Genomic DNA, 22,972 nt, shown 5'->3' with positions numbered 1-22,972 from the left:
GGCGCCTCAGCCCTGAGCGGCGCGCGCCCGCGCCACCTCGTCCGGCACCGAGGCGAGTACGGACTCCAGCCGCCCGGCGGGCAGGCCGCCGCCCTGCGCCGCCTCGGCGGAGCCGCCGCCGCGGCCGTCCAGCAGCCGCTTCACCAGGGCCGAGGCGTCCAGCCCGAGGCCGCGCGCGGCCCCGGTGACGGCCGTGGCGAGCACCGCCCGGTCACCGGTCGCCGCGCCGACGGCGACCACCCCGGGCCGCCGCGCGGGCAGCGCGTCCCGTACGGCCGCGGCCAGCTCCCGGGCACCGGCCGCCCCCTCGTCCGTGGCCGCCGTGACGACCAGGACCCCGCCGGCGTCCACGGCCCCGGCGGCGAGCCGCTCCGCGCGCGCCGCGGTCTCCCGCCGCCGCAGCCGCTGGTTCTCCCGGTCGGCGGTCTTCAGCCGCTCCAGCAGCGCGGCGATCCGGTCGGGCAGTTCGGCGCGCGGCGCCTGGAGCTGCTCGGCGATCCGGGTGGCCAGATCCCGCTCGCGGGCCAGATAGCCGAAGCCCTCGATGCCCACGGCGGCCTCCAGGCGGCGCATCCCGGCACCGACCGACGACTCGGCGGTCAGCGCGACGGTACCGATCTGGGACGCGTGCTCGACATGCGTACCGCCGCACAGCTCGCGCGACCACGCCCCGCCGATCTCCACGACGCGCACCTTCTCGCCGTACGTCTCCTCGAAGAGCGCGAGCGCGCCCAGCTCCTTGGCCTCCGGGAGCGTCATCCAGCGCACGGCGACGGGCAGGTCCCGGCGCAGCGCCCGGTTGGCGGCCTCCTCGATGTCGCCGCGCACCGTGTCCGAGAGGGCGCCGCGCCAGGGGAAGTCGAGGCGGAGGTGGCCGGGGCGGTTGGAGGAGCCGGACTGGAGGGCGGTGGGGCCGAGGACCTGGCGCAGGGCCGCGTGCAGCACATGGGTGCCGGAGTGGGCCTGCCGGGCGCCGAGCCGCCACTCGGGGTCGACGGCGGCGCGCACCGCGTCGCCCACCGCCAGCTCGCCGGACGTGACGCGCACCTGGTGGGTCACCAGGCCCGGCAGCGGGCGCTGCACGTCCAGCACCTCGGCCTCCGCCGAGGCTCCCGACAGGGTGCCCGCGTCGCTCTCCTGGCCGCCGGACTCGGCGTAGAACGGGGTCCGGTCCAGGACGGCGGTGACGATCTCGCCCTCGCGGGCCGCCGCGAGGGGACCGGCCGGACCGAGCAGGGCCAGGATCCGTGATGCGGTGGTCAGCGCCGACCAGGCCAGCCAGTCGGTGGGGCCGTGGGCGTCCAGGACGGGACGCAGCGCGGTGGTGCCGGTGCCGCCCGCCTTGCGGGCGCGGGCGTCGGCGCGGGCGCGTTCGCGCTGCTCGCGCATGAGGGCGGCGAAGCCCTCGCGGTCCACCTCGACGCCCTGCTCGGCGGCCATCTCCAGGGTGAGGTCGACGGGGAAGCCGTACGTGTCGTGCAGCAGGAACGCCTCGGCGCCGGGCAGCCGCCGCCCGCCGGACCCCTTCACCCGGGCCACGGCCGCGTCCAGCACCGTCGTGCCCTGCCGGAGCGTGGCGCCGAACGCCTCCTCCTCCCCGGCGGCCCGGTCGGCGATCCGCTCGAAGCCGTCCGCGACCTCGGGGTAGCCGGGCGCCATGCTGTCGCGGGCCGCGGCGAGCAGGTCCACCAGCGCCGGGTCGCCGTACCCGAGGCGGCGCATCGCGCGCACCGAACGGCGCAGGATGCGGCGCAGCACATAGCCGCGCCCCTCGTTGCCGGGGGAGGTGCCGTCGGCGAGCAGCATCAGGGCGGTGCGGACATGGTCGGCGACCACCCGCAGCCGTACGTCGTCCTCGGCGCCGGAGCCGTAGCGCACCCCGGCGAGCGCGGCGGCCCGCTCCAGCACCGGGCGGACCTCGTCGGTCTCGTAGAGGTTGGCGGCGCCCTGGAGCAGGGTGGCCATGCGCTCCAGGCCCATGCCGGTGTCGATGGCGCGGCGGGGCAGCTCGCCGAGAACGGGGTAGCCGGACTTGCCGGGGCCCTCGCCGCGCTCGTACTGCATGAAGACCAGGTTCCAGAACTCCATGTAGCGGTCCTCGTCGACCGCCGGGCCGCCCGCGCGGCCCAGCTCCGGGCCGCGGTCGTAGTACAGCTCGGAGCAGGGGCCGCACGGACCGGGCACGCCCATGGACCAGAAGTTGTCCTCGTCGCCGCGCGCCACGATCCGCTCGTCGGGCAGACCGGCGACCCGGCGCCACAGGGCGCGCGACTCGTCGTCGCTGTGGTGCACCGTCACCCAGATCCGGTCCGGGTCCAGGCCGTAGCCGCCGCCGGTGACCGGGGTGGTGGACAGCTCCCAGGCGAAGGCGATCGCCTCCTGCTTGAAGTAGTCGCCGAAGGAGAAGTTGCCGTTCATCTGGAAGAAGGAGCCGTGCCGGGTGGTGCGGCCCACTTCCTCGATGTCGAGGGTGCGCACGCACTTCTGCACGCTGGTCGCCCGCGCCCAGGGGGCCGGTGCCTCGCCGGTCAGGTACGGCTTGAAGGGGACCATGCCCGCGTTCACGAACAGCAGCGTCGCATCGGGCGTGGGCAGCGGGGCGCTGGGGACGACGGTGTGGTCCCGCGCGGCGAAGAAGTCGAGGAAGCGGCGGCGGATGTCGGCGGTGCGCAAGGCGTGCTCCGAAGGCTCACAGAGGAAGGGGAAGGGGAAGGGGGACGAGGGTGCGCGCGGGGTGACGGGGGCCGAGGAGGACGACGCTGCCCCTGCCCCCGGGCGCGGGGTGGGTGGCCTGCGTCCAGCCCTGGCGGCGGTAGAAGGAGAGGGCACGGGTGCTCCGCACGGAGGTCAGCAGCCAGGCCCGGCCCCCGGGCGCGTCCGCGGTCACGGCCGCCAGGAGCCGCGCGGCGAGGCCGGTGCCGCGGGCGGCGGCGCGTACGGCGAGTTCGTCGACCTCCAGTGCGCCGCAGAGCCAGTCCGCGGTGCGCTGCGGGCCGAGACCGGCCCCGGCCTGCGGGTGACAGCGGTCGGTGGGGAACGGGGCAGGCGTGATCCACGCCGTGGCGAAACCGACGACCCGCCCGTCGCACGACGCCGTCGCGGCGGTGAAACCCGGGCGGCGCGCGTCGGCCGCGAGGCGTGTCACGAACTCGTCGGCCCGGGACTCGTCCTCCTCCCAGGGAGGGGCGCAGAAGGCATCGACGTAGACGGAGCGCAGCGCGGGAGCCTGCCGGAGCAGACCGGTGTCCCCGAAGAGGCGGATGCCGGTGTTCATCAGGCCGCCGCCGTCCCTGGGGCGGCGACCGGGTGCAGGGCGGCGTACTCCAGCGGCGCCGACGGGTCGATCGACACGTCCAGCGGCGCGGGCGCGGCACCGGCGCGGACCAGCAGGTCGCCGACGGCCGCGATCATCGCGCCGTTGTCGGTGCACAGCCGCAGCGGCGGCACCCGCAGGGTGATCCCGGCCGCCCGGCAGCGCTCCTCGGCGAGCGCGCGCACCCGCGAGTTGGCGGCCACGCCGCCCACGACCACCAGGGTGGCGACGCCGTGCGCGCGGCAGGCGGCGACGGCCTTGCGGGTGAGGACGTCGGCGACGGCCTCCTGGAGGGACGCCGCCCCGTCGGCGACCGGCAGCGCGCGCCCGGCGTGCGCCTCGGCCCAGCGCGCCGCGGCGGTCTTCAGGCCCGAGAACGAGAAGTCGTACGAGCCGGGCAGCGGGCGGGGGAGGGGGACAGCGCGCGGATCCCCCGCGCGCGCTGCCCGGTCGATGGCCGGACCGCCGGGATACGGCAGCCCGAAGGCCCGCGCGACCTTGTCGAAGCACTCCCCGGCGGCGTCGTCCAGGGTGTCGCCGAGGTGCACGATCGGGTCGCGGGCCAGGTCGCGCACGAGCAGCAGCGAGGTGTGGCCGCCGGAGACGATCAGCACCACGCACGGGTCCGGCAGCGGGCCGTGCTCCAGGGTGTCCGCGGCGACATGCCCGGCCAGGTGGTGCACGCCGTGCAGCGGCACCCCGAGCGAGTACGCGAGCGCCTTGGCACCGGCCAGGCCCACCTGGAGCGCCCCGGAGAGTCCCGGTCCCGTGGTCACGGCGACCGCGCCGATGTCGGACAGCCGCAGCCCCGCCTCGTCCAGGGCGCGCCGCACCACCGGGGCCAGGGCGTGCAGATGCGCACGGGCGGCGATCTCGGGGACCACGCCTCCGAACCGGGCGTGCTCGTCCATGCTCGACGCCAGCGCGTGCCCCAGCAGCCGGCCGTGGCGCACCAGCCCGGCCCCGGTCTCGTCGCACGACGACTCGATGCCCAGCACGACGGGGGAAGCCACCACGGCACCTCTTCTTTCTGCAACCACTGCGTTATTGCAAATAGTACGCAACAAGAGCCGGTGGCGGCCCCGGCGCGATGGCCGAGCAGGGGCCGAAGGGACCCAAGGGACCGGAACTGGAGATTCCCTCGACGGCTCCTGGGGTGACATGCCCACGGCGCCCCGGGTACGGTAGGGATCTTGTAAACAAGCTGCTGATCGACCATCGGGGGACGGGGATGACGCACGGTTCGGACGGCTCACGGCCACCGGTTCCTCCCCGGCCCCCGCAGCCGCCGCAGCCCCCGCCCCCGGTTCCCCCGGCGGGACACGGGGCGCCGCGCTGGGCGTGGTGGGTCGTCGGCATCCTGATCCCGGTGGCCGGTCTGGTCGTCACGGTGGCCACGCAGCAGCGGCCGGGCTCGCCGCCCTCCGTGGCGGCACCCTCGTCGGGGGACGCGGCGGTCCCCGGATCGCCGATGATCACACCGGCGGCGACCTCGGGTGCTCCGGAGGCGCCCTCGGAGGCGGACGCCGCGTCATCCCCGGACGGGGAAGCGGGGACGGACGCGGACACGGGGGCGGACACCGGCTCGCCCTCGCCCACCCCTTCGGGCACACCCGCCGCCGCCGTCCTCAGGACCGGCGACCTCAGCCTGGAGAGCGGCGACAGCGCCGACCTGGAACACGGCACCACCGGGAAGTCCGTCAGGAATCCGGACATCTCGTGGAGCGGGAGCGACGACTTCTCGGTGCTGAGCGGGCGGATCACCGCCGCCACGGACGGGGTGACCCCCGCCCGCTGTGTGCACAACCTCCGCAGCTACACGAGCGGTTCGGGCTGGATGTCCCAGGACGGCGAGTGGTTCTGCCTGCCCACCAGCGCGGGGCATGTGGCGGCCCTGGAGTACCTCGGCCGGGACGAGGGCCGGCGGCGGTTCCACTACATCGTGTGGGACCTGGCCGCACCCGCGGAGTGAGCCGCCGGGCGGACGGCGGGCGGCTCGCCGCACGGCGGGCGTCGTACGGCGGCCGCCCGGATGCCTCCTGTGAGGGTGCCCCGCCGGGAGCACCCCCACGCCAGGAGGCGGACGGCGGTCAGATCCGGTTGGCCAGGGGCACGGTGATCTGCTTCAGCCAGCTGCCGGAGGCGAAGTCCCGTGCCCTGACGACCACATGGTCGCGGTGCACCTCCACCTGGAGGCCCTGGTTGAACGCGCCGTCGACGGCGTTCTCGCCGCCCTGGCCGTTGTCGGTGAAACCGGTCTGTACGGCACCGGTGTTGATGACCGCGAAGCCGTCCAGGTTGGCGGTGCCGGGCACCACGCGGCGCACGTACCAGTCGGACAGGCCCAGGTCCCAGTGGGTGTGCCCGCTGAAGAGGAACACGTCACGGTAGCGGCCGAGGAGCCCGAGCAGCCGGTCCGACTGGAGATAGTCGCTCATGTAGAGCTTGTTGCGGGTGCCGGAGACGGTGTTGGGCAGCGGGTGGTGCGTGATCACCATGACGGGCCTGCGCCGCCGCGCCCAGTACGCGAGCCGGTCCTCCAGCCAGCGGAACTGCGCCTCGCTGAGCCACACCTCGTCCCACAGCTTCGGGTCGTGGTAGTGCATGTAGCGCTCGGTGCCGATGGTCAGCACCGGGATGCCGCCGAACGTCGTCTCCGCGTAGACCCGGCCGCGCTCGGCGAACCTGTAGAAGCTGCGGAACAGGGAGTCCTCGGTGGTGCCGTTGGGCCAGCTGGCCTGCGCCAGCGTGTCGGGGTCGGCCCACTTCGGGACGTAGAACTCGTGGTTGCCGATGGCCCAGGCGATGTCCCGCGGGTGCGGGTTCCGCTCGAACACCTTGCGCACCTCGGCGTATTCGGCGTCGTAGCCGCGCGGTGTGATGTCACCGGCCACGGCGAGACCCGAGCTGTGCGGGTTGGTGGCGCGCATGTCCTTCAGCGCGACGGCCAGGTCGCCCAGGTCGCCCTGGATGTCGCTGATGACGTTGAAGGTGGTCAGCGGCGCACCGCCGCGCCCGCCGGGTCCGGGCGCGGCTTCGGCGGGTACCTGGGCGAGCGTGCCGAGCGCGACGGCACCGGCCGTCGCGGCGATGAGAGATCTGCGTTCCACGGAGGATCCTTTTCGACTGCGACGCGGGGCGGGCCGGACCGGCCCGCCCCGCATTCGGGCTAGACCCGTTACTCTTACGCGACCAACGCGACGACCGAGTGAACGGTGTGCGACATCGGACCGCCCCGGACCGCCGGGCGCGACGGGCCCGTTCCTCCGCGCGAGGGGCCGGTTCTTCCGGGAGAAGGGCGCTCAGCCCTCCGGGGAAGGCCGCCCGACTCGGCGAAAGGGGCTCGGCCCTCCGGGAGAGGGGACTCGGCCGGCCCTCCGGGGGAGGGGGCTCAGCGCGTCACCGACTCCGTGGTGATGCGGAAGGCGAGCGCGTCGCCCTGGTGGCCGTCGATGCGGATGCTGCGCCCGCAGGGCCCGCGGTCGGCGGTGGTGGCGGTGATCCAGCAGGGCTGGTCGAGTTCGACGTAGCGGTAGAACCGGGCGTCGAAGCCGACCGGCACGGTCGGTCCGCCGGGCGCCGCGCAGGCGTGGGCCGCCTGGCTCGCGGCCTCCAGGAGCACCATGCCGGGCACATGGTCGTGGGGGTGGTCGAACAGCACCCGGTGCGCGGTGTCCGTCCGCAGCCGCCAGTGGTACGGGATCAGGCCGGTGGCGAGCACCACGTCCTGCTCGCGGGTGCGGCCGACGGTCGCGGGCGGCAGCGCGGGGGCGGGCGGCAGGGCGCGGGCGAACGCCTGCCGGGCGTCGGCGTGACCGCCGCGCAGCCGGTCGTAGATGGCGGGCGGCAGCGCGGAGTAGCGCAGGCGCGCGGTGCCCAGTTCGACGCCGTCGCGCGAGGCGGTGGCGAGCGTCGTCAGATGGATGGAACCGGCCCTGCGGCGCACGATGTCGGTGTGCCGCAGGCGTAACTCGATCGTGGCGCCCCGGCCGGTGCGGGCCAGGACCGCCGGGTCGACCTGGGTGACCAGGTACTCCCAGCCGAGCCGGTGGGTCAGCGGGATGTCGAAGACGGTGTGGCTGACGACGGCGGCGGCCTGGCGCACGCTCTCGCTGAACAGCAGCGGGCTGAAGGTGCCGTCGGGCCGGTCGTAGAAGCCGTGGGCGACCGGCCAGCGCACGGTGACCGTCTGCTCCTCGGCGGCGCTGTGGCGCCAGCCGGTGACCAGGGCCTCGCTCGGCTCGGTCTTGCGGGTGGATCCCAGGACGGTGCTTGCGACGGCCCGGTCGGTGGTGACGGTGGCGGCGACAGCACTGCTGGCCATACGAGCTCACTCCCCTTGAACATCGTCATGGACTGTTGAACATCGTCATGGACTGCCTGCATGGTGGGGGTGGATCACTTATAAGATAGAGAAAGCAATTTTTTTTGTCGAGGTCGAGAGGGGGGCCAGAAATGGCCAAGCGGGAACCGAAACAGGAGCGGTCCCAGCGGACCCGTGCCGTGCTGGTCCAGGCGGCGGCGGAGGTGTTCGCCGAGTCCGGCTTCGCCGGGGCCAGTGTCAACAAGATCGCCAACCGGGCCGGTCTGACGCTCGGGGCGCTGTACTTCCACTTCGAGAACAAGGAGGCCGTGGCGCGGGAGATCGTCCGGATGCAGCCCAGCTTCGCCACGCCGGTCGACGGCGCCGAGGGGCTCCAGCGGGCCGTGGACATCACCCTGATCTGGGCCTACGGCCTGCTGCGCAACCCGGTGCTGGTGGCCGGCGCCCGACTGGTCGCCGAACAGGGGGACTTCATGGGTCCCGAGGAGAACTCCCACCGCCAGTGGGCGGCGATCCTCGCCGACGCGCTGCGCTCGGCGCAGGCCCGGCGCGAGGTCCGCTCCGGGGTCGACGTGGAGGCCGTCGCACGGCTCGTGGTCAACGCCAGCACCGGCGCCCAGTTGCACGCCTTCGCCGAGTCGGGGCCGGGCCGCGGCGATCTGCCGTACCGCATCGAGGAGATGTGGCGGTGCCTGCTGCCGGCCCTGGCGGTGCCCTCGGCGATCAAGCGGCTGGAGTTCGGGGAGGGCCGGGCGCGCCCGGACGCCGACGCTCCGATGCATGCCTGAGGCAACCGCGGGCGGCGGGCGCGCAGGCGCCGCGACCGGCGGCGATGGCTGGTTCGGATGGCTCGGCCCGACCGCTTACCGAAAGTTCTTTCGGTTTTGATTGAAGCTGGGACACACTGTCTGGCGGAGTCGGTATCCGAACGGGGGAGTGACAGATGGTGGCAACCAGCCCTGCGCGCAAGGAACTTGACGGCAAGGTCATCATGATCACGGGGGCGTCCAGCGGCATCGGGGCGGCCGCCGCCCAGGTCATGGCCGCCCAGGGCGCCGCCGTCATGCTGATGGCGCGCCGCGAGGAACGGCTGCTGAAAGTGGCCGCGGAGATCTCCGCGGCCGGGGGTGTCGCCGAGGTGACGGTCGGCGACGTCACCCGGCCCGCCGACGTCGCACGGGCCGTGGCCCGGACGGTGAGCGCGTACGGCGGACTGGACGCGGCCTTCAACAACGCGGGGTGGGGCTCGGCCGGCACCCCGCTGCACGAGACGGACGACCGCGACTACGACCACATCATGGAGGTCAACGTGCGGGGCGTGTGGAACTGCTTACGGCAGCAGATACCGGTGATGCTCCGCCAGTCCTCCGGCGGCGCGATCGTCAACACCTCCAGCACCGCGGGCCGGTTCGCGACCGGGGCGAGCGCGCCCTACGTCGCCGCCAAGCACGCGGTGCTCGGCATGACCCGGGCCGCCGCCGCCGAGTACGGCGACCGCGGGATCCGGGTGAACGCCCTGATCGTGGGCTCCACCCGGACCGATCTGCTGACCGGGACGTTCGACAAGGCGCAGTTGCGGGAGGAGCACGCGACCGCCCGCGCCATCATGCACCGGCTCGCGGACCCGACCGAGATCGCCGAGGCCGCCGCCTGGCTTTGCAGCGACCGCTCCTCCTTCGTCACCGGGGCGGACGTGCCGGTGGACGGCGGGTGCGTCGCGGTCTGAACGGCAGGCCCCGGCGGAGTCTCCGCCGGAACGCCGCACCCCGGCGGGGTCTCCGCCTGAACGCCGCACCCCGGCGGGGACGTTCACCCCGCCGCGCCTCCGTCCGGCGGGCCCCCGCCTCCGCCGGACGGACCGGCCCCGCGGTCCCGCCCCTCACACCTCTCGCACCCCTCACACCCCTCGCACTGCCCGGGACTCCTCGCACTCCTCTGGCTCCCGGTCTCCTCAGTCCTCCTCACGGCCCAGCCGCCCGTAGGCGTACGCGGCCGAGACCAGGGTCATGTGGTGGTGCCAGCCGGGGAAGGAACGGCCCTCGAAGTCGCAGAGGCCGAAGTCCTCCTCCAGGGTGGTCACGGTGGCGTCGGTGCCGGTCTGGAGCGCCGCCAGCGCGAGCAGTTCGTCGATGCGGTGGTCCACGAGGTTGGTGAGCCACATCCGGTCGAACCGCTGCTGGTCGGGCACCCAGCGGGCGAACAGCCGGTAGAACGTCCGCGAGGAGAGCGGCTCCTCGCGCGCCGAGGAGAGGCGCACCAGGCAGGACACGATGCGCACATGCCGCTGCCGTCCGGCGGCGGAGCCGACGACGGCGGTGTGCGGACGGCGCACGCTGCGCGACCACAGCATCCGCTCGGCGGTCTGCGGCACCGCCGCCCCGGGTGCCGTACGGGGGTTCGCGGCGGCGACCGGTCCGTGCGGCTCGACCGGTAACCGGCGCGGTACGGCGATGACGAAGCCGTGGCGGCGCCGGGTCAGCCCGCGCACCAGCAGCCCCGCGTCCTGGCAGTCGCTGAGGTCGGCGACCGTGGGCACCGGGGTGTGGCGCGAGCGCGCGGCGGCGGTGTCCACCAGGGACAGGGCGTGCTCCCACAGCGGGCGGTGCTCCTCGGCGGCGGGGATCCGCGCCTGGCGGCGCAGTTGCTGATCACCGGCCCAGCGCTCGGGCAGCAGCAGATGCCAGTCGACGGGCAGGTGCCCGTCGTCGGTCGCCAGGAACAGGCCGATCGCCTGCTGGCAGTTGAGCGTGCGCCCCGAGGCGGCGACGAAGCAGCGCTGCACGCCCACCGAGCGGTCACCCCGCTTGGGCAGCACGGCGCGGCCCAGCGTCCAGGCGCGCGGCCGGGCGCGGTCCTCCGCCCAGCGGGTCAGCTCCTCGCGCGCCGGATCCCACTCCCACGGGCTGCTGTTGACGAACTGCTGGAGGGACTGGCCGGCGGTGGGCGAGGCGGAGACGGCGGCGGCCAGCCGGCGCACCGACTTCTTGCCCGGTGTGCTGAGCAGCCCCTCCAGATACGCGTGGGCCCAGCGGCGCTGGTCGGCGCGCGTCAGGTGCCCGAAGAGCGCCCCGGCGAAAGCCGCCACGGGCGTCTCCTCCAGCAGGGCGGGGGTGCGGGACGGGTAGCGCACGGCCATGGTGCAGTCCTTCCACAGACGGTCACGGTGCCGGATGCAAGAATAATAGCGATTGTTTTTTTTATCTTAGCCACGGCGGATGCGACCCGCGAGACTTGGCCAAGTCGGAGTGGATCTTGGGACATTCGGCAAAGAGGTGTTGCGTCCCGTCACCACGTGCAAGAACCTGGTCGGGACACCGACCCGGTCGGCCCGGGGGCGTTCCGTGCGGCATCAGTGCAGGACAGCCGCGTCGTGGACAGTCGGCCGACGCGCAGCCGGCACCCGTCGTCCGTCCGGTCACGGTCGCGCGCGTGCCCCCACCATGATTGGCGCTGAATACCGCTCTATGGCAGACGAGTTGACACCATCGTGAGGACCGGTCCCGGGCTTTCCCCGCCGTCCCGTCCCGCGTATCTGGCCGGAACCGTTGACTCGCTGCTACCAGGAGTCGGAGACCTCCCATGGTGAAACAGGAAAGAGCTCTGCGCACACGGAGCGCACTGCTTCAGGCGGCGGCCGAGGCCTTCGACGAGCAGGGCTACGACGGCGCGTCGTTCACCCAGATGTGCAAGCGGGTCGGCATCTCCATGGGCGCCCTGACCTACCACTTCTCCACCAAGGACGACCTGGTGGCGGCCATCCAGGAACAGGGCCGCGAGACCACCAGGGCCGTGGTGGAGCGGACCGTCTCCGCCGCGGCGCCGCCCCTGCGCACGGCGGTCGATCTGACGCTGGCCGTCACCGACCTGCTCAGCGCCGACGCCGCCGTCCGCGCCACCGCCCGGCTCTCCCGCGAGCGCCCCGCCCTCGAACCGGCCTGGCAGTCCCTGTGGGCGCGGCCGCTGCGCGACCTGATCCACCGCGCCGAGGGCCGCGGACTGCGCCCCGGAACCGACCCGGACACGGTCGCCACGCTCGCCGTCCACCTGGTCACCGGCGCGGAGGCGGGCATCCGCCACGCACGGCAGACCCAGGGCCTCCAGACGCCCCGCGCGACCCGGGAACTGGCGCGGATCTGGCAGCTGATCCTGCGCGGCGCGGCCACCGGCCCCGGCGCGGAGTCCGCCGCGGTGCTCTGCCCGGACCCCGCGCCGCCCGCCGGCCGGGACGAACGGCCGCCCGACGGGGTCGAAAACGCGCCATGAACGGCCACCGCGCTCCGCGCACGCCTGGGCACGCACCGGAACCGTCCGGGCCGCGGCCACGCGTTCCGGGCGCCCCTCGGTGAGCCCGTCCCACCCGCACCACGACTCCCCTCCCGCACCCTCCCGCACCTGTCACCGCGCAGCCGAGAAGAGGCCCCGCCATGGAAGACCCCGCGCCCGCCCCGCCGCCGGTACCCCTGCCTGCACCTGACAGGGGCAGGCAGCGGGCGGCGGACCGTGCCACGCTGGCGGGCATGGACCAGCGACCCGAGCTAGGCACGTTCCTGCGCTCCCGGCGCGCCCGGCTCCGCCCCGAGGACATCGGCCTCGTCACCTACGGCGGCCGCCGCCGCGTACCGGGACTGCGCCGCGAGGAACTCGCGCAGCTCGCCGGGGTGAGCGTCGGCTACTACACCCGGCTGGAACAGGGGCAGAGCCCCAACGCGTCCGACGCCGTGCTCGACGCCGTCGCCCGGGTGCTGCGCCTCACCGACACCGAGCGCGCCCATCTGCACAGCCTGGCCCGCAAGAAGCCCCGAGCCCGTCGGCGCGTGCGGCCCGAACAGGTCCGGCAGGGCGTCCGCCTGATGATCGACGCCTTCGGCGACGTACCCGCCCTCGTGATCGGCCGCACCGGAGACATCCTGTGCTGGAACCGCATGGCCCACGCGCTGCTCGCGGGCCACGTCGGCTTCGACGCCCCCGGCCGCACCGGCGAACGCCCCAACGTGGCCCGCCTCGTCTTCCTCGACCCGCACACCCGCGAGCTGTACGCGGACTGGCGGCAGAAGGCCCGCGCCACCGTCGAGGACCTGCGCATGATGGCGGCCCGCCACCCCGACGACCCGCGGTTCGCCGAACTCGTCGGCGATCTCACCCTGCACAGCCCGGAGTTCGCCACCCTGTGGGCGGCCCAGGACGTACGCCCCTGCCTGCGCCAGACCCGGGAGTTCCGGCACCCCCTGGTCGGCTCGCTGACCCTCGCCAACGAACTGCTCGACCTCACCTACGACGACGGGCAGCGGGTGTCGGTCTTCAACGCCGAACCCGGCTCACCCTCGCACACCGCGCTGCGCCTGCTGGCCGACCTGGCGTCGGCCGCCCCCGTGACGCGCCCGGAGACCGCCGCGGTCGACTGACCCGACCCCGGCCCCACGTCCGCGGTCCCTTCCCCGGAGGCCGCGGGCTCCGCCCGGCCCGGCATCGCCGTCCCCCGTCGTTGCCGGGCCGGGCTCTTCGCTGCCCGGATCCGGGCCTACTACGGCAACTCCCCACTGTGGCTGCCCGTTCGCCCGCCCGCGTTGATCTCGCGGGCCCCTCGCACGTTCACTGAGGATCGGTGGTCCCGCGCCCGGCCGGAGCCTGCACCTGCCGGAGGTAGGCACCGCGGAACTACCCGCCGCAGAAGGCTGGGTAGCAGGCCGCGCGGGCCACAGGCTTGTTCTCACCCACCCGAAGCTCGTACGTGAGAGGCATCCCACCATGGTGGTAACCAACACCCCCCAGGCCGCCGCAGAGGCGCCGCCGGACACCTTAGGACTACGGGGCTGGCTCACCCTGATCACGTTGTGCGGCGCGACCTTCCTGATCGCACTGGACTTCTCGATCGTGACGGTGGCGCTGCCCGAGATCGGCCGCGACCTGGACTTCGCCACCACCGGTGACCTCCAGTGGGTGGCCACCGCGTGCCTGCTGCCCACGGCGAGCCTGCTGCTGCTCTTCGGCCGGGTCTCGGACCTCGTCGGCAGGCGCCGGCTGTTCATCCTCGGCATCGTCCTGTTCACCGGGCTCTCCCTGATGGGCGGCCTCGCGCCGAGCCCGGCCGTCCTGATCGTGGCCAGGGCCGGACAGGGCGTCGCCGCCGCCATGATCGGCCCCACCGCCATCGCCCTGATGACGTCGGCCTTCCGCGAGGGCCCGCAGCGCACCAAGGCGCTCGCCGTCAACGGCGCGTTGCTCTCCCTCGGCTTCGTCATCGGCACCATCGGCGGCGGCGTCATCACCAGCGGCCTCAACTGGCGCTGGACCATGCTCATCATGGTGATCCTCGGCGCGGTCATCTCCTTCGGCGCGGTGGTCCTGCTGCCCAAGGACGGCCCCCGCACCGCCATCCGGCTGGACGTGCCCGGCGCGATCCTGGCCAGCGCGGGCCTGTTCGCCCTCGTCTATGGCATCTCCACCGGCGCCGACGCCGGCTGGACCAGCGGCTCCACCCTCGGCTCGCTGATCGCGGCCGTGGTGCTCATCGCGGCCTTCCTGGCCGTCGAGGCCCGCCACCCCGCGCCGCTGGTCTCCGTGGAACTGCTCAACCGGTCCACCGTCAAATGGAGCTTCGTCGTCGGCTTCGTCACCTTCGGCATGTGCGGCGGCACCACCGTGCTGCTGAGCCTGTACATGCAGGACGTGCTGGGCTACTCGGCGCTGTCGACCGGCTTCGGCTTCCTCGCCGAGGGCGCCACCGCCATGATCGCCGGCACCATCGCCTCCAAGGTGATCGGCTCCCTCGGCACCCGGCAGACCATGATGCTCGGACTCTTCGTCCAGGGCGCGGGCACCGGCGCCATGGTCCTGCTGCCCGCCGACAGCAACATCCCGGCGCTGCTGCTCACTTCGGGCGCCATGGGCTTCGGCCATGTGCTGAGCGTCGTCGCCTTCATCACCACCCTCACCTCCGGACTGCGCAGCGACGAGCAGGGCGTGGCTGGTGCGCTGTCGCAGATGCCGCAGTTCGTCGGCGCGATCGGCGTGGCCGGGCTCGCCGCCATCGTCACCGCCCGCTCCGCCTCGCTGGCCTCCTCCACCTCGGCGCGGCTCGCCACCCTGGGCGGTCTGCACGCGGCGATGCTCACCGCCGGGCTGGTCTGCCTGGCCGGACTGGTCGTCGCGGCCACCCTGCTGCGCCGCCCGGCCCCCGCACCGGAGCCGGAGACGGTACCGGCACCGGCGTCCTGAACCCCGTCCGGCGCCCCGCCCCCGCGGGCGCCGGACGGCCGAGCCCGGTGCGCCACGGCCGAACGGCCGCGGCGCACCGGGCTCACCCCACTCCCCGGCACCCGCCCGCCGGCCGACCGACCCGAGGTGACCGCCATGTCCACCGCACCCCGCACCAACGCCGCACCCGCACCCCGCACCACCGCGCCCGCGCCCCGTACGCCCGAAGCCCACCGGACGGGTCCCGCCGGGCCCGGAGCGGCGGAGCGGCGCGACCGCAACCTGCGTACCCTGCGCCGCTACTTCACGCTGCTGGCCGCCCGCGACATCGACACCTGGATCGGCCTGTGGGCCGAGGACTGCGAGGTGCGGATGCCGTACTCCGCCGGGGACCTGCCCGCCGTGATCGAGGGCCGCGAGGCGCTGCATGCCTTCTACGCCGGACAGGCGGCGGCCTACACGCGGCTGGAGTACCCGGACACCGAACTGCACCCGCTCGACGACCCGGCCCGCGCCCTGGCCCGCTGGTACCCGCGGGCCGAACTGGCCGACGGACGGGTCTACCGCAACCACAACATAGGTCTGTTCGAGTTCACCGAGGACGGACTGATCCACCGGTTCACCGAGTACTTCAACCCGGGCTTCTTCACCGCCGAAACAGACGCCGAAGGCACTCCCCCCGACGCCCCCGCCGCCCCCGCTTCCTGAGCGACGCGCCCGCACCCGCACCCGCACCCGCACCCGGACCAAGGAGCGCACCCATGCCGCCGACCCCGACCCCGACCCCGACCCCGACTCCGCCCCCGACCACCCCGCCCCTCACGCCCGAGGAGCGCCGGGCCCGCAACCTCGGCGCGCTGCGCCGCTACTTCGCCCTGCTGGCCGCCCGCGACCTCGACACCTGGATCGGCCTGTGGGCCGAGGACTGCACCCAGCACGTCCCCTACGCCACCGGCGGCCTGCCCGCCTCGCTGGCCGGCCGGGACGAGATACGCGCCCTCTACGGGGACATGGCCGCCGGGTTCACCCGGCTCACCTTCACCCGTACCGAGTTCCACCCGCTCGACGACCCGGACAAGGTGTTCGCCCGCTGGGAGCCGCGCTGCGAACTGGTGTCGGGCGGCGTCTACTCCAACGAGAGCGTCGGCCTGTTCGAGTTCGACGCCGCCGGACGCATCCGGCACTTCACCGAGTACTTCGACCCCGCCGGACTCGTCGAGCGGCACGACGCGTTCGGCCCGGAGCGGGCGGTGCCGGGCGGCGGCGTCACACCGGGCGGATGAGGCGGCTCTCGTAGGCGAAGATCACGGCGTGTATCCGGTCGCGGAGTCCGAGCTTGTGCAGGATCCGCCCCAGATGGGACTTCACGGTCGCCTCCGCGAGGTGCAGCGCGGCCGCGATCTCGGCGTTGGACAGACCGCGGCCCACCCGGACGAGCACGTCGCGCTCGCGCGCGGAGAGCCGCCGCAGCAGCTCGTCGCGGGCGGCATCGGTCCCGTCGGGGATGTGCGGGCGGATGTTCTCCAGCAGGAGCCGGGTGATCCGCGGGGAGACGACCGCGTCGCCCGCCGCCACACCGCGGATCGCGGCGAGCAGTTCCTCGGGCCGGGCGTTCTTCAGCAGGAAGCCCGAGGCTCCGGCGCCGAGCCCGGCGAAGGCGTACGCGTCGAGGTCGAAGGTGGTGAGGATCAGCACCCTGCTGCGCGGAGCGGCCCGGACGATCCGCCGGGTCGCCTCGATCCTGTCGGTCCCGGGCATCCGGACGTCCATGAGGACGACGTCGGGCCGCAGTTCGCGGGCGAGGCGCACCGCCTCGGCGCCGTCCGCGGCCTCCCCGACCGGTGCCATGCCGGGCTCCGCCTCCAGGACGGTGCCGAAGGCCACGCGGAGCAGGGCCTCGTCGTCGGCGATCAGGACCCGGATCGTCATGCGGACGCCTCCCCGGTGCCGCCGAGACCGAGGCGGGTGCGGACCCGCCAGCCGCCGCCCGGCAGCGGCCCGGCCCACAGCGTCCCCCCGTAGGCGGCGGCGCGCTCGCGCATGCCCAGGATGCCGTGGCCGGACGGCACGGCGCGGGGGAGGGGCGCGCGCGGGCCGCTGTCGGTGACGTCCACGGTGACGGCCTCGGCCGAGCAGCACACCCGGACCTCGGCGCGGGTGCCCGCGGGTGTGTGTCTGAGCGTGTTGGTCAAGGCTTCCTGCACCAGACGGTAGACGGTCAGCTGGGCGGTGGCGGGCACGTGGGTGTGACCGCCGCGGAGATCGAGGCGGGTCGGCAGCCCGGCGGCGCACATCTGGTCGGCCAGGGACCGCAGTTGGGCGATGCCGGGCAGTGGGTGGCGCTCCGCCTCCGGTTCGCCGGACCGCAGGACGCCCAGGGAGCGCCGCATGTCGGTCAGGGCCTGCCGGCCCGTCTCGGAGATCTGGCGCATCGCTCCGGTCGCCCTGTCCGGTGACCGGTGCCGGGCGTGCACGGCCGCGTCGGTGAGGGCGACCATGACGGACAGGTTGTGGGTGACGATGTCGTGCATCTCGCGGGTGATGCGGGCCCTCTCCTCGGCGACGGCCAGCCGCGCCTGCTGTTCCTGCTGCTGCTCCAGGCGCGCGGCCCGCTCCCGCACGGCCGCGAGGTAGGCACGGGCGGTCCGCGCGTTCACCCCGAGGACGGCGGCGGCCACGGTCGTCGCGGTCAGCGCGGCGAAGAGCGTCAGGAACGCGCCGTCCGCCGCCCAGCGCAGACAGGCCAGCAGCGCTCCCGCCTCCACCACGGCGGCGGCGGCCAGGGCGCGCCACCGCCCCGAGCGCGCGGCCACGGAGTGCAGCGCCACCAGCAGGGCGACGTCCGCGGGCAGTTGGACGTCCGCCAGCCACTGGACGAACGCCGCGGCCGCCACCGCGCCGAACACGGTGAACGGCGCCCGGCGCCGCCACAGCAGGGGCAGCGCGAGAGCGGCCGTCAGGGCGACGGCCACCGGCAGCTCCGGCGACGCGCGCCCGGTCGTCGCGCCGACGAGGAGCAGCGCGGGCAGCAGCGAGTCCGCCACCACGGGCGGCAGCCGGAGACCCCGGAACGGTACGCCGCCCGCCCGCGCCGCCCCCGCCCGGATCCGGTGGACGTACCGCGCCGCCCGCACCGGGTGGGCACGGCCGGGTCCCACGGCGGCCTCGGTCATTACACGTCCCTGTCGGTCCCACGTCGTGAGGGCCCCGGACGGGCCTCCACCGCGTACGCCCGCGTACGGGCCGGAGCCGGGCAGGGCGCGGGCGGCGCGCGACCCGCGCCGCCCGGTGCGTACCGCGGCCCTGCCACCGTAGGCCGCGCTCCGCCGGAACACATGAGTCCACCGTCTGATCGCACCGCGCCGGAATGCGACCACAGGAGGAGTGCCCGTACCTCCCACGGTCGCAAAGCGGCCGCTGATCCGGTGCGGCGGGGTGCGACCGCGGTCGCACCGGAACCGGGCCCGGGACTGCGACACGGGTCGCACGCGGCGGCGACCCGGGACCGATGTGGCGACGCGTGCCCCGCGCCGACGATGACCGGGTGACCGACATCATCACGGGGCTGTATCTGTCGCCCCCGGAAATCCTCGCCCTGCTGGGGGCCGTCGCGCTGGTGGCGGCGCGCTGGCTTCCCGCCGCCGCCCGTCCGCCCGTGACGATCGCGGCGGGAGCGGCGCTCGTCCTGTCCGCGCTCGTGCTGAGCGTGGCGGGGATCCGCTGGCAGTTGCTGCCGGTCCTGGCGGGCGCCGCCTGCGCGGCGCCGTTCGCCGTCTCTCCGCTGCTGCGCCGCCGCACCGGCCGACGGGGGTGGCGGGCCCGGTGGTGGGTGGCGCTGCCGGGGTCGGTGGCCTGCGCCGGTCTGATCGCCGCGGGTCCGGTGGCCGCCTGGGCCTTCCCCGTACCGGAGTTCCCGGAGCCGACGGGCCCCTTCGCGGTCGGCACCCGTGTGCTCCAGTGGACCGACCCGGACCGCCCCGAGACGGCCACCGCCGACCCCGCCGACCGGCGCACGGTCGTGGTCCAGCTCTGGTACCCCGCGCGGCGGAGCCCGGCGGGGGCGCGGCGGGCCCCGTACCTCGGCCGCACGGAGCAGGAGGCGCGCACCGTCTCGGGCGCCCTCGCGCGCTACGCCGGTCTCCCCGGATTCCTGGTCGACGGCGTCCCGCGGGCCCGCACCCGTGCGGTTCCCGGCGCCCCGGTGGCCCGCGGCGGCGCACGGTTCCCGCTCGTGCTGTTCTCGCCCGGCCTGGGCGGCGTGCGCACACAGAACACCTCCTGGGCGGAGGAACTGGCCGGCCACGGCTATGTGGTGGCCGCGCTCGACCACCCGTACGACTCCGCCGCCGTCGTCCTCGCCGACGGCCGGACGATCCGCACCGAGGTCGCCCCCACCGGCGACGACCGCGAGGACGAGAAGCGCGCCACCGGGACGGCGCGCGTCCGGGCCGCGGACCTCAGCTTCGTCCTGACCCGGCTGGGCCGTCTGGACCGGGGGGAGAGCCGCGACCCGCTGGCCGGACGGCTGGACACCGGCCGGGCCGCGGTGACCGGCCACTCCCTGGGCGGCGCCGCCGCCCTGCAAGCGGCCCGCCAGGACCGCCGGTTCGCCGCCGTCGTGGACCTGGACGGCTATCCCCGCGACCCGGTCCTGCGTCCCTTCCCCCAGCCGGTGCTGGCGCTCACCCAGGCCATCGGCCCGAAGACCGACCCGCGTTACCTGCCCCGGCTCACCGGCGTGCTCCGGCTCAGCACCGCGACGAGCTACCGGCTCACGGTCCCCGGCGCGGCACACCTCACCTTCACGGACGCGCCCCTGTACCTGCCGCCCGTGCCCTCGCTGACCGGCTCCCTGGGCCGCACCGGGAGCACACATGTCGTCGCCGCGACCACGCTCGCCTTCCTGGACACCACCCTGCGGCACCGGCCGGGGGACCTGGCCGGGACACTGTCGGCCTACGGCGACCTCAGCGTCCACCACCCCGGAGGGCGCCCGGACGGCGGCCGCTGACCGGCCCGCGCGGACGGCGCCCGGGACCGGCGGCGGCTCAGCGCAGCCCCCGCACCAGCGAACGCAGGGGGATCCACGCCCACGACGGCCGGTGCCGGGTCTCGTACAGCGCCTCGTACACCGCCTTGTCGAGTACGTACGCGCGCAGCAGCCGGGACTCGGCGGGCGTCCGGGGACCGGCGACCGCGGTGTAGCCCGCCAGGAAGGCGTCCTGCGAGCACCGCACCCACCGCTCGGCCGCCGCGTGCCCGGCGGGGTCCTCGTCCGGGGAGCCGAGGCCGTGGTGCGCGGCGTAGTCGAAGGAGCGGAGCATGCCGGCCACGTCCCGCATCGGCGAGTGCAGCCGGATCCGCTCCTCGTGCCCGGCCTGCGGCTCGCCCTCGAAGTCGAGCAGCAGCCACCTGCGCGGGGTGCGCAGCGTCTGGCCCAGATGCAGGTCGCCGTGGGTCAGCTGGGCCGGGCGCCGCCCACCGGGCAGCGACACGAACTCGGTGAACACGCTGTGCAGTTGGTCCGTGTACGCGGCGAGCTGCGGCACCGCGCCCACCGCGTGCGACAGCCGCTCCCGGAACAGCTCGGACAGCTGCCGGCAGTCGCCGTCGCCCAGCGGGGTGTTCTCGTGCGCGGCGGCCAGCGTGCCGTGCACATCGGCCAGTACGCCGCCGAGCCGCCGCGCCGCGCCGGTGAAGCCACCGGCCGGGTCCGGGCCGCCGCCCAGCGAGCCGCGCACGCTGTCCAGCGCGGCCGACCAGCCGTCCTCGGCGTCCGGCAGGAACGTCTGCAACGTGGCCAGGGTGGCGCCGGTGCCCTCCTCCTCGATCGCGCCGAGCAGCTGCGGCACGTGCGGGGAGCCCGCGTCCCGCAGCAGCCGGTGCAGCACCAGGTCGGGGCTGGCGCCCTCGGTCGGCCTGCGGAAGATCTTCAGGATGTACCGCTCGTCCAGCACCACGGAGGTGTTGCTCTGCTCGGCGCCCAGCGGGCGCACCGTCAGCGGGGCGGCGGGCAGCGCCACCCCCGGCGGCTCGGCGACGTACCGGGCGCCGTCCGCCGGACGGTGCGCGGCGATCCGCCGCACCAGGGCGTCCACCAGCTCCGCGTCGGCCAGCGCGCCGTACACCGGGCGCCCGTCGCGGGTGCGGGCCAGCGGCGGCACCGGCGACGGCGCGTGCGGTGCGCCCACGCCGAGGACCAGCAGACAGCGGCCCGCGTCGGCGCCGCTCACGTCGCGCGTCGCGACCACGGCCAGGACGCCCAGCCGGGCGGCGGTGCGGTGGAAGGCGTGGACGCGCAGCACGGCCACCGACGCCAGCGGCCGTCCCGTCCCGTCGAACCAGCGCTGCTCCGGCAGCCAGCGGGCCAGCGCCCGCCGCAGCGCGGGATCACGCTGCCACGCGTTCTCGCCGGTCACGGCGCCCTCACCTCCTCGCCCGTGCCGTCGCCCAGCGCGAACCAGAACGTGCCGTACCCGGCCAGCGTCAGGCAGTACGGCGCCTCGGTCACCGCCGGGAACACCACCTGCCCGGTCAGTTCGACGGGCCGGGCGCCGGGCGGAGCGGGCATGGTGAACGACACGGCCTGCGGGGAGGCGGCGAAGTTGTTCACACACACGATGAGGTCCCGTCCGCCGTCCTCGCGCCGATGGGAGCGGACAAAGGCGAACACGTGCTCGTTGGTGGTGGGCAGCTCCTCGAAGGTGCCGAGACCGAACGCCGGATGGCGCCGCCGCACCTCCAGCATCCGGCGCGTCCAGTGCAGCAGCGAGGACGGACTCGTGGACTGCGCCTCGACGTTCACGGCCTGGTAGCCGTAGACGGCGTCCATGTTGACCGGCAGGCGCAGCCGCCCGGGGTCGGCGGCGGAGAACCCGGCGTTGCGGTCCGGGGTCCACTGCATCGGGGTGCGCACCGCGTCCCGGTCGCCCAGCCAGATGTTGTCGCCCATGCCGATCTCGTCGCCGTAGTAGAGGACCGGCGAGCCGGGCAGCGACAGCAGCAGCGAGTTGAACAGTTCGAGCTGGTCGCGGTCGTTGTCCAGCAGCGGGGCGAGCCGCCGCCGGATGCCGATGTTGGCGCGCATGCGCGGGTTCTTCGCGTACTCCTTGTACATGCAGGCGCGTTCCTCCTCGCTGACCATCTCCAGCGTCAACTCGTCGTGGTTGCGCAGGAAGATGCCCCACTGACCGGAGGACGGGATGGCCGGGGTGCCGGCCAGCACCTCCGAGACGGGCCGGCTGGTGCCGCACCGCACCGCCATGAACAGCCGTGGCATCAGCGGGAAATGGAAGGCCATGTGGCACTCGTCGCCGCCCACCGACGGGTCGCCGAAGTAGGCCACCGCGTCGTCGGGCCGCTGGTTGGCCTCGGCCAGCAGCACCCGGCCCGGGTACTCGTCGTCGACGACCTTGCGCACCAGCCGCAGGAAGTCGTGGGTCTGGGGCAGGTTCTCGCAATTGGTGCCCTCCCGGGCGAAGAGGTACGGCACGGCGTCCAGCCGGAAGCCGTCGACGCCCAGGTCGAGCCAGAACCGCAGCGAGTCCAGCATGGCGTCCTGCACCAGCGGGTTGTCGTAGTTGAGGTCCGGCTGGTGGGAGAAGAAGCGGTGCCAGTAGTACTGGCCGCGCACCGGGTCGAAGGTCCAGTTGGAGGTCTCGGTGTCGACGAAGATGATCCGCGCGTCCGGATAGCCGCGGTCGTCGTCGGCCCACATGTAGAAGTCGCCGTACGGGCCCTCCGGGTCGCTGCGCGACGCCTGGAACCACGGGTGGGCGTCCGAGGTGTGGTTCATCACCAGGTCGATGATCACCCGCAGTCCGCGCTCGTGCGCCGCGTCCAGCAGCGCCACGAAGTCGTCGATGCTGCCGAACTCCGGCAGCACGGTGCGGTAGTCGCTGATGTCGTACCCGCCGTCGCGCAGCGGCGAGGCGTAGAAGGGCGGCAGCCACAGGCAGTCGACGCCCAGCCACTTCAGATAGTCCAGCTTCTCGGTCAGCCCGCGCAGGTCCCCGGTGCCGTCCGCGTTGCTGTCGAAGAACGAGCGGACCAGGACCTCGTAGAAGACGGCCCGCTTGAACCAGTCCGGTTCCACGGGCATCGGGCGGACCGGCGCGAAGTCGCCGGCGTCGGGCAGCAGG

Annotated in this window: 19 protein-coding genes; 9 read left to right on the top strand and 10 right to left on the bottom strand. The window is 74.4% G+C overall.

Annotated elements, in window-relative coordinates; translation table 11 throughout:
- Nucleotides 1-6 precede the first annotated feature (6 nt).
- From alaS to tsaD, 3 genes are read right to left on the bottom strand one after another with little or no spacing between them, the layout of a single operon-like run.
- Nucleotides 7-2,673: an alanine--tRNA ligase gene (gene alaS / locus B086_RS0105610; RefSeq protein ID WP_018565425.1), complete on the bottom strand. Its 2,667-nt coding sequence runs from the start codon at nucleotides 2,671-2,673 to the stop codon at nucleotides 7-9.
- Between the two features lie 16 nt (nucleotides 2,674-2,689).
- Nucleotides 2,690-3,274, bottom strand: coding sequence for a GNAT family N-acetyltransferase (locus B086_RS0105605; RefSeq protein ID WP_018565424.1), 585 nt, complete (start codon nucleotides 3,272-3,274; stop codon nucleotides 2,690-2,692).
- Complete coding sequence (tsaD, locus tag B086_RS0105600; protein ID WP_026252137.1) at nucleotides 3,274-4,326, bottom strand: tRNA (adenosine(37)-N6)-threonylcarbamoyltransferase complex transferase subunit TsaD; 1,053 nt, start codon at nucleotides 4,324-4,326, stop codon at nucleotides 3,274-3,276. Before tsaD ends, B086_RS0105605 begins: the two co-directional genes overlap by 1 nt.
- A gap of 356 nt (nucleotides 4,327-4,682) precedes the next feature.
- On the opposite strand from tsaD, the gene B086_RS0105595 reads away from it, so the two are divergent.
- The gene (locus B086_RS0105595; RefSeq protein WP_018565422.1) at nucleotides 4,683-5,285 is read left to right on the top strand and encodes a hypothetical protein; all 603 of its coding nucleotides are present in this window, start codon (nucleotides 4,683-4,685) and stop codon (nucleotides 5,283-5,285) included.
- Between the two features lie 118 nt (nucleotides 5,286-5,403).
- Here the strand turns inward: B086_RS0105595 and B086_RS0105590 are convergent, their stop codons facing one another.
- Nucleotides 5,404-6,423 carry a metallophosphoesterase family protein gene (locus tag B086_RS0105590; protein ID WP_018565421.1) on the bottom strand — a complete coding sequence of 340 codons (1,020 nt, stop codon included), beginning with the start codon at nucleotides 6,421-6,423 and terminating at the stop codon, nucleotides 5,404-5,406.
- A 281-nt stretch (nucleotides 6,424-6,704) separates the two neighbouring features.
- Nucleotides 6,705-7,637: a ScbA/BarX family gamma-butyrolactone biosynthesis protein gene (locus tag B086_RS0105585; RefSeq protein ID WP_018565420.1), complete on the bottom strand. Its 933-nt coding sequence runs from the start codon at nucleotides 7,635-7,637 to the stop codon at nucleotides 6,705-6,707.
- Nucleotides 7,638-7,768: 131 nt separating this feature from the next.
- Between B086_RS0105585 and B086_RS0105580 the strand changes: the two genes are divergently transcribed.
- Entirely contained in the window at nucleotides 7,769-8,425 is a 657-nt protein-coding gene (locus B086_RS0105580) for a ScbR family autoregulator-binding transcription factor (protein ID WP_018565419.1), read from the top strand.
- A gap of 203 nt (nucleotides 8,426-8,628) precedes the next feature.
- The gene (locus tag B086_RS0105575; protein WP_018565418.1) at nucleotides 8,629-9,363 is read left to right on the top strand and encodes an SDR family NAD(P)-dependent oxidoreductase; all 735 of its coding nucleotides are present in this window, start codon (nucleotides 8,629-8,631) and stop codon (nucleotides 9,361-9,363) included.
- A 225-nt stretch (nucleotides 9,364-9,588) separates the two neighbouring features.
- Here B086_RS0105575 and B086_RS0105570 read toward each other — a convergent pair whose 3' ends face one another.
- Complete coding sequence (locus B086_RS0105570) at nucleotides 9,589-10,773, bottom strand: transposase (protein WP_018565417.1); 1,185 nt, start codon at nucleotides 10,771-10,773, stop codon at nucleotides 9,589-9,591.
- A 443-nt stretch (nucleotides 10,774-11,216) separates the two neighbouring features.
- Between B086_RS0105570 and B086_RS39235 the strand changes: the two genes are divergently transcribed.
- The 5 genes from B086_RS39235 (at nucleotide 11,217) to B086_RS0105545 (ending at nucleotide 16,114) form a co-directional block, all read left to right on the top strand.
- Nucleotides 11,217-11,900 (top strand): TetR/AcrR family transcriptional regulator, encoded by a 684-nt coding sequence (locus tag B086_RS39235; protein ID WP_018565416.1) that lies wholly within the window; start codon nucleotides 11,217-11,219, stop codon nucleotides 11,898-11,900.
- Between the two features lie 254 nt (nucleotides 11,901-12,154).
- Entirely contained in the window at nucleotides 12,155-13,039 is an 885-nt protein-coding gene (locus B086_RS0105560) for a helix-turn-helix transcriptional regulator (protein ID WP_018565415.1), read from the top strand.
- Between the two features lie 343 nt (nucleotides 13,040-13,382).
- A complete protein-coding gene (locus B086_RS0105555; RefSeq protein ID WP_078530986.1) occupies nucleotides 13,383-14,852 on the top strand; it encodes an MFS transporter in 1,470 nt (489 codons plus the stop codon).
- A 135-nt stretch (nucleotides 14,853-14,987) separates the two neighbouring features.
- Nucleotides 14,988-15,539 (top strand): nuclear transport factor 2 family protein, encoded by a 552-nt coding sequence (locus B086_RS0105550; RefSeq protein ID WP_018565413.1) that lies wholly within the window; start codon nucleotides 14,988-14,990, stop codon nucleotides 15,537-15,539.
- A 53-nt stretch (nucleotides 15,540-15,592) separates the two neighbouring features.
- Nucleotides 15,593-16,114 carry a nuclear transport factor 2 family protein gene (locus tag B086_RS0105545; protein WP_018565412.1) on the top strand — a complete coding sequence of 174 codons (522 nt, stop codon included), beginning with the start codon at nucleotides 15,593-15,595 and terminating at the stop codon, nucleotides 16,112-16,114.
- Here the strand turns inward: B086_RS0105545 and B086_RS0105540 are convergent.
- Both B086_RS0105540 and B086_RS0105535 read right to left on the bottom strand, forming a co-directional pair.
- Nucleotides 16,098-16,760 carry a response regulator gene (locus B086_RS0105540; protein ID WP_018565411.1) on the bottom strand — a complete coding sequence of 221 codons (663 nt, stop codon included), beginning with the start codon at nucleotides 16,758-16,760 and terminating at the stop codon, nucleotides 16,098-16,100. The two genes, B086_RS0105545 and B086_RS0105540, sit on opposite strands and share 17 nt — an antisense overlap.
- Nucleotides 16,757-18,004 (bottom strand): sensor histidine kinase, encoded by a 1,248-nt coding sequence (locus B086_RS0105535; RefSeq protein ID WP_018565410.1) that lies wholly within the window; start codon nucleotides 18,002-18,004, stop codon nucleotides 16,757-16,759. The genes B086_RS0105540 and B086_RS0105535 overlap by 4 nt, the downstream gene beginning before the upstream one ends.
- Nucleotides 18,005-18,339: 335 nt before the next feature.
- Between B086_RS0105535 and B086_RS0105530 the strand changes: the two genes are divergently transcribed.
- Nucleotides 18,340-19,842, top strand: a complete 1,503-nt coding sequence (locus B086_RS0105530; RefSeq protein WP_026252135.1) for an alpha/beta hydrolase family protein — start codon at nucleotides 18,340-18,342, stop codon at nucleotides 19,840-19,842.
- 37 nt (nucleotides 19,843-19,879) lie between these two features.
- Here the strand turns inward: B086_RS0105530 and B086_RS0105525 are convergent, their stop codons facing one another.
- Entirely contained in the window at nucleotides 19,880-21,250 is a 1,371-nt protein-coding gene (locus B086_RS0105525; RefSeq protein WP_018565408.1) for a maltokinase N-terminal cap-like domain-containing protein, read from the bottom strand.
- On the bottom strand, nucleotides 21,247-22,932 hold the full coding sequence (treS, locus tag B086_RS0105520) for a maltose alpha-D-glucosyltransferase (RefSeq protein WP_234029260.1): 1,686 nt from the start codon (nucleotides 22,930-22,932) through the stop codon (nucleotides 21,247-21,249). Before treS ends, B086_RS0105525 begins: the two co-directional genes overlap by 4 nt.
- Nucleotides 22,933-22,972: the final 40 nt, after the last annotated feature.

The sequence above is a fragment of the Streptomyces sp. PsTaAH-124 genome (assembly GCF_000373685.1).
Taxonomy (GTDB): domain Bacteria; phylum Actinomycetota; class Actinomycetes; order Streptomycetales; family Streptomycetaceae; genus Streptomyces; species Streptomyces andamanensis.
Note: the sequence above shows the minus strand (reverse complement) of the source record. Positions and strands in the feature narration are given on the sequence as shown.